Origin of the sequence: Anaeromyxobacter sp. PSR-1, assembly GCF_000964525.1 — a bacterium.
Classification (GTDB): domain Bacteria; phylum Myxococcota; class Myxococcia; order Myxococcales; family Anaeromyxobacteraceae; genus Anaeromyxobacter.
Window position 1 is genome coordinate 1 of record NZ_BAZG01000227.1, and the last position, 6,341, is coordinate 6,341.

Below are 6,341 nucleotides of genomic sequence, written 5' to 3' on the forward strand. Positions count from 1 at the left end.
TCCGCGCCCGCGAGGCCGCGCTGCGGGCGCTGCTGGCCCCGGATCGACGCGGCCGGCGCCGCCGACCTGCCGCGCCTCGAGCGCGAGGCGCGCCGCCTCGCCGCCGGCCCGCGCCCGGCCGCGCCGCCGCGCCGCAAGCGGGACGAGCCCGCGCCGCCCTACCGCACCTTCCGCTCGCTCTCCGGCGCGACCATCCTGGTCGGGCGCGGGGCGGCCGACAACGACGCGCTCACGCTGCGCGTCGCCCGCGGCAACGACCTGTGGCTGCACGCGCGCGGGCTGCCCGGCGCCCACGTGGTGGTGCGGCTCGACAAGGGGAAGGCGCCGGACGCGGAGACGCTGGTGGACGCCGCGCACCTCGCGGTGCACTTCTCCGACGCCCGCGGGGCGCCGCAGGCCGACGTCGCCTACACCCGCGCCCGCTTCGTGAAGAAGCCGAAGGGCTCGGCGCCGGGCGCGGTCACCTACAGCCAGGAGAAGGTCATGCTCCTGCGCAGCGAGGCCGGGCGCGTCGAGCGGCTGCTCGCCGAGGAGGAGGGCGGGCAGGGCGGCTAGCGGTGGAGGCCGGGCGCTGCCCCGCTCGATCGCCCACCTACCCCTTGATGGACGGGCGCCCCCTCCGTAGGATCGGCGCCGCGTGCGCCCCAAGGAGTCGAGCCGTCAGCTGACGCTGTTCTCCCCGGAGGCCCGCCGCTCCGCCGCGCACCTGCTCGCCGACGCGCTCTCCGGGATCCTCACCGAGCGGGTCCGGCTCACCGTCCACGACAACCGCTCCACCATGGTCTCGTTCCGGCGCCGGCCGGGCGAGATCCACTACCGCGTCCACCACATGTTCCTGGAGGCGCCGGACGAGGTGGTGTCGGCGCTGGCCAGCTTCGCGGTGGCCGGCCGCGGCGCCGCGGCGGCGCGCCGGCGCCAGGCGGGCAGCCGCATCGACGCGTACGTGAAGGAGCACCGGGCCCGGATCGCCGCCCCGCGCGCCGACCGGCTCCAGCCGCGCGGCCGGGTGCACGACCTCCAGGCGCTGTTCGACCGGCTCAACGCCGAGCACTTCGGCGGGGCCATCGAGGCGCGCATCGGCTGGGGCCCGGTCCGGCTGGGGCGGCGGCGGCGCACCGTGAAGACCGGCGTCTACGTGCAGGACGCGCGGCTCATCCGGATCCACCCGACGCTCGACCGCCCCGAGGTGCCCGAGTTCTACGTGGCCGCGGTGGTGTTCCACGAGATGCTCCACCAGGCCGTCCCGGCGGTGGAGGTGAACGGCCGCCGGGTCGTGCACGGCGCCGCCTTCCGCCGCCGCGAGCGCGCCTACCCGGACCACGCCCGCGCCAAGGCGTGGGAGGACCGGAACCTGGGGCTGCTGCTCTCCTCGCCCGCGTAGCCCCGCGCCCCGCGCTGCGGCGCGGTGACCCAGCGTGCGAGCCCCATCCGCGCGCCGCGCGCCGCCCGTTTCCGGCCGGGCGCCCGCGCACCGGGTGTGCCATGATCCCGTGCGCCCGTGCCCCGACGCCTCGCCCTGTCGCTCGCCTCGCTGCTCGCGCTCTCCGCCGCCGGGTGCATGACCGCGCGGGCGAAGCCCGGCGAGGAGCCGGTCCTGTACGGGCTGGAGATCCAGGGCGCCCACGCGCTCGACGCGGACGACATCGCCTCGAAGCTCGCCACCCAGCCCTCCGACCGCTGGGCCTGGCAGGAGGCGCGGCGCCTCGACGCCGACGCGCTCGCCGTGGACCGCAAGCGCGTCGAGGCCTACTACCGCGAGCGCGGCTTCTACGACGCGAAGGTGGTGGACGTGCAGGTGCGGCCGGACGGGCCGGGCCGGGCCAAGGTCGTGATGCGGGTGGAGGAGGGCGAGCCCATCCTCGTCCGGAGCGTCGAGGTCTCCGGCCTGGACGCCGCCCCCGAGGCGAAGGCCCGCGTCGGCGCGCTCCCCATCCGCCCCGGCGAGCGCTTCACCGAGCGCGACTACGACGGCGCCCGCGGCGCGCTGCTCCACGCGCTCCGCAACACCGGCTGGGCCGACGCCGCGGTGACGCAGCGCGCCCAGATCCTGCCCGCCGAGCACGCAGCCGAGGTCCGCTACGAGGTGACGCCGGGCACGCGGTACCGGTTCGGCCCGGTGTTCGTGGCCGGCACCGCCGCGGTGCCGCGCGACCGGGTGCGCGAGCAGGCCGGCATCGAGATCCACCCGGGCGACTGGTTCGCCGAGGACCAGCTGGCGAAGGCGCAGACGCGGGTGTTCGACCTGGGCGTCTTCGGCGCGGTGCGCGTCACCCGCGGCGCCCCCGATCCGCAGCGCGCGGTGGTGCCGATCGTGGTGGCGGTGCGCGAGGTGCCGTTCCGCACGCTCCGCGCCGGCCCCGGCGTGGGCGTGCAGGCGAACACCCGGTGGGACGTGAACGCCACGGTGGGCTGGAGCCACCGCAACTTCATGGGGGACCTGCGCAAGCTCCACCTCGAGCTGCGGGCCGGGTACGCCTGGCTGGTGGCGCGGCCGCGCAAGGAGGGGCCCATCGCCCTCGCCACCGCCGAGTTCTCCCAGCCCGGCGCGATCAGCCGGCGCATCGACGCCACCGCGCGCCTGGAGATCGAGCGCGGCCTGGAGCAGGCCTACGACTTCTGGTCGGAGCGGCTCCGGGTGGGCTTCCCGGTGCGCCTCGCCACGCGGCTCACGCTGGTGCCGAGCTGGAACCTGGAGGTCTACCAGCTGCAGAACGCGGTGAGCACGTTCGATCCCACGCAGCCGGCGAAGCAGGGGCCGGAGCTGCAGAACTGCCAGGGGAGCGTGTGCCTGCTGTCCTACCTCGAGCAGCGGGTGGGCTGGGACGGGCGGAACGACCCGCTCAACCCGCGCCGCGGCGTGTGGGTGATGCTGGCGGTGCAGGAGGGCTTCAACGTCGGCGGCTACGGGTACCGGTACCTGCGCTTCCTGCCCGAGGCGCGCGGCTTCCTGCCGCTCGGCCAGAAGCTGGTGCTGGCGGCGCGCGCCCGGGTGGGCGCGCTCGTCCCGGTGAACCAGTCCGGCGAGCCGCCCATCGTGGCCCGCTTCACCGCCGGCGGCCCGCAGTCGATGCGCGGCTACTACACCGGCCGGCTCGCGCCCATGGTGCTGCGCGACGGCGACTGGGTGCCGGTGGGCGGCAACGGGCTCGCCGACGGGTCGCTGGAGCTGCGCCTCGACCTGACGCGGACCTGGGGCGCCGCGCTCTTCGTGGACGGGGGCAACGTCTCGCGCCCCTCCGGCGTGCCCACCGCCTACCGCGACGTGCTCAATCCCACGCGGCTCCAGTGGGCCGGCGGCCTGGGCCTCCGCTACCGGACGCCGTTCGGCCCGGTGCGCTTCGACGTGGGCGTGCAGGTCCCCACCAACCTCGCCGCCGGGGTGCCGTTCGACCAGCGCTTCCCGGCGGTGCCCAGCGTCGAGAACGCCGGCGCGCCCATCTACGACAAGGCCGGGAACGTGGTGGGCACCGTGCCCGCCACCCACCGCGAGCCCTGGATCGCGTTCCACCTCTCCATCGGCGAGGCGTTCTAGTGCGGCCCGCGGCCGCCATCGGGGCCGTGCTCGGCGCGGTGGGCTGGCTCCTCCTCGGGCTCGCCGCGCTCGCCGGCGTGGCGCTCTCCGGGGCGGTCCTGTTCGCGTCCTGGGGCGCGGGCCGCCCGCTCGTGGCGAACGCGCTGGTGCGCATCGCCGACGACGCGCTGGCCGGGAGCTTCCAGCTCGAGCAGATCACGGTCCTGCCGCAGGGCGGCATCGAGCTGCACGGCCTGCGGGTGTTCGACCCGGAGGGCCGGCTGGTGCTGGAGGTCGGGCGCGCCGCGGTGTTCGCCGACGTGACCCGCCTCCGCAACCGGGTGATCGGCCTCACCGCCGAGCTGGACCGGCCCTCGGTGCTCGTCGAGGAGGGCGAGGGCGGGCTGTCGATCGCGCGGGCCTTCGCCCCCGCCCACCCCTCGCCGCCGCGCCCGCCCGGCGCGCCCGAGCCGCGCCGCGAGGACGGGGCCGGCTGGACGCTGCGCGTGCAGCGGCTCACGCTGCGCGGGGGCGACCTGTGGTGGGTGGATCGCGAGGGGGCCACCCGCCTCGAGGCGCAGGCGCTCGACCTCGACGCCCGCGGCGTGGTCGGCCCGCGCCGGGCCCGGGTCCAGCTCCGGCTGCGGGGCGAGGCCGACCTCCCGGTGCCGGGCGCGCTCGCGCTCGACGTGCGCCTGGCGCGCGACGGCGACGTCCTGCGGGTCTCGGTGCTGCGGGCGCGCCACGGGGACACGGTGCTCGAGGCCATCGGGGAGGGCGACCTCGCCCGGCGCAGCGGGCGGGTGGCCATCACGCGGCTCGGGGTGGACTCGGAGAGGCTGCGCGCGCTCGCGCCGGGGGTGGCGCTGGGCGGCGACCTCGCCGCGGCGGGCTACGCCGAGTCGGACGGGGCGGTCGCCACCGCGGCGCTGCACGTGGCGCCGCGGGGGGGCGAGGCGCGCGGCGGCGGCGACGCGGCGGTGGCGGTGCGGCTCGACGGGTCCCGCTCGCTCGGCGCGGAGGTGGCGCTCGACGCGCTCGACCCCTCGCGGATCTGGTCGGGCCTGCCGCGCGGCGCGGTCACGCTGCGGGCCCGCGGCGGCGTGGCGGGCAAGGACCTCGACGACCTGCGCGGCCGCGCCCAGGTGTCGCTCGCGCGCTCGACGCTGCGCGGCGGCGAGCTCGGCCCGGGCGAGCTCACCGCCCGCGCCGACCGCGGCAGCTGGGAGGTGCAGCGGCTCACGCTGCAGGCGCCGGGGGTGGCCGTGCTCGGGTCCGGCCGCTGGCGCGCGGGGGCGGGGGTCTCCGGCCGCGTCTCCGCCGACGCCGCCGACCTGGCGCGCCTCGCCGCGAACGCGGAGCGGCTGCTGGGCCAGGCCCTGCCGCCGCTCGCCGGGCGGGCGCGGGTCGAGGCGACGCTCTCCGGCACCTCGCGCGCGCCGGTGCTGGACGGCACGGTGGAGGCGCCCCACCTGGCGCTCGGGAGCTTCGCGCTCGGCGGGGCGAAGGGGATCGGGCACGTGGCCGGGCCGTTCCGGGCGGTCACCGGCCGGCTGCACCTCACCGCCGACCGGGTGCGCAGCGACGGCACCGAGCTGGCCCGCGCGCTCCTGCTCGACGCGGAGCTGGCCGCGGCGGACGCGCGGCTGGACGCCTCGGCGGACGTCCCGGCGCTGGGGCGGGAGCCGGTGGCGATCCAGGCGCGCGCGCTCCGCACCGAGCGCGGCGACGAGGTGATCCTGCGCGAGCTCGCCCTCGCCTACCCGGGCACCCGCTACACGCTCACCGCGCCGGCGCGGCTGTTCCTCACCGGGCCGCGGGTGGACCGGCTCGAGCTCGCCGCGGGGGCGCAGCGGATCCGGCTGGAGGGCGGGATCGGGGCGCGCGGCGCGCTCGACGCCCGGGCCGAGGTCGAGGCGCTGCGCCTGGAGGGGCTGCCGGTGGGGCTCCTCCCGCGCGGCGCAGGCCTGGGCGGCCTGGTGAGCGCGCAGGCGTCGGTCTCCGGGACCACGCGGCGCCCGCTGGCGCAGGGGCACCTCACGCTCGCCGAGGGCCGGTTCCGCGGGCTCGACGGCCTCAGCGCGGTCGCCGACGTGGGCTGGGAGGGCGGCGCCCGGCGCGCCCGGCTCGCGCTGTCCGCGGCGCGCGCGGCGGGCGGCACCGCGGACGTGCGCCTCGAGCTGCCGCTGCCGATGCAGGGCCGGCCGGGCGAGCCGGTGGTGGCGCGGGTCCGCGGCGAGGCGCTGCCGCTCGGCCCCGTCCTGCACGCGGCCGGCGCGGCGCTGCCCGCGAGCGGCGAGGTGTCGCTGGAGGCCACGCTGGAGGGGGCGATCGGCGCGCCCTCGCTCCGCGCCGAGGCCTCGCTCACCGGCGGCGCCTGGGACGACCTGTCGGCCATCGGCCTCAGCCTCACCGCGGACGCGCCGGGCGAGCGGCTCTCGGCGCGGCTCGAGGCGACGCTGGAGGGGCGCCCCGCGGTCTCGGTCCGGGGCGAGGTGCCGCTCGACCTGTCCGACCTGCTCACCCGGCCCGGCGCCGCCATCCGCGCGCTCCGCGCCGGCCGGGCCGCGGTGGACGCGCGGGTGCCGGGGCTGGAGCTCGCGGCGCTGGCGGGGCACCTGGGCCTGCCGGACGACCTGGCCGGCCGGCTGAGCGGCGAGGCACGGCTGGAGGGCACGCTCTCGGCGCCGCGCGGGCACGCCGCGCTCCAGGTGGAGGGCGGGGCCTGGGGCGGCGCGAGCGGGCTCGGGGTGGCGCTCGAGGCGGACGCCGGCGCGCAGCGGGTGGGCGCCGACCCTGCGGCTCGCCATGGGCGGCCAGGAGCTGCTGC

Annotated in this window: 3 protein-coding genes and 1 pseudogene; all 4 read left to right on the forward strand. The window is 78.7% G+C overall.

The genetic code is table 11. The features are described 5' to 3' along the window. The coding region (locus PSR1_RS20880; protein ID WP_237758180.1) for an NFACT RNA binding domain-containing protein at nt 1-555 on the forward strand (555 nt) is incomplete at its 5' end. 82 nt (nt 556-637) lie between these two features. Beyond that, complete coding sequence (locus tag PSR1_RS20885) at nt 638-1,381, forward strand: hypothetical protein (RefSeq protein WP_059439309.1); 744 nt, start codon at nt 638-640, stop codon at nt 1,379-1,381. 117 nt (nt 1,382-1,498) lie between these two features. Then, nucleotides 1,499-3,532: an outer membrane protein assembly factor gene (locus PSR1_RS20890; protein WP_059439310.1), complete on the forward strand. Its 2,034-nt coding sequence runs from the start codon at nt 1,499-1,501 to the stop codon at nt 3,530-3,532. After that, nucleotides 3,532-6,341 (forward strand): annotated as a pseudogene (locus PSR1_RS20895) (translocation/assembly module TamB); the annotation flags it as partial. The gene PSR1_RS20890 and the pseudogene PSR1_RS20895, both read left to right, overlap by 1 nt.